Annotated in this window: 1 protein-coding gene; it reads left to right on the top strand. The window is 63.2% G+C overall.

Features of this window, described 5'->3' with window-relative positions:
* Position 1: 1 nt before the first annotated feature.
* Positions 2 to 402, top strand: a 401-nt coding sequence (locus tag NE591_RS12925; protein WP_256156824.1) for a prolipoprotein diacylglyceryl transferase, incomplete at its 3' end; no start/stop codon positions are given.

Raw genomic sequence — 402 nt, forward strand, 5'->3', positions numbered from 1 at the left:
GCTGAACGACATTTATCAGGGGCTCGACCCCATCGCCTTCTCGCTGGGGCCTCTGGTGGTGCGCTGGTACGGCCTGGCCTACGTACTCGGGTTCGTCTGCGCCGCCGCCATCATCTACTTCGTGGCGAAGCGCTGGAAGCTCGGCATGAGCGAGGACAACCTGCTTACGCTCATGGTCTGCGCCATCGTCGGCCTGGTGCTGGGTGCGCGCATCGGATACGTGCTGTTCTACGGCGACGGCTACTACCTGTCCCATCCGCTGGAGATACTCGCGTTCAACCAGGGGGGCATGAGCTTCCATGGCGGTCTCAGGAATTCACGAGCCTCGAGCGCACCTTCGACGGCGCGTACTTCGGCTGCAACGCCGTGTTCGACCCGCGCATCCGCAACCTGGAATGCAAG

The organism is Adlercreutzia sp. DFI.6.23 (genome assembly GCF_024462535.1).
In the GTDB taxonomy this organism is placed as follows: Bacteria; Actinomycetota; Coriobacteriia; order Coriobacteriales; family Eggerthellaceae; genus Adlercreutzia; species Adlercreutzia rubneri.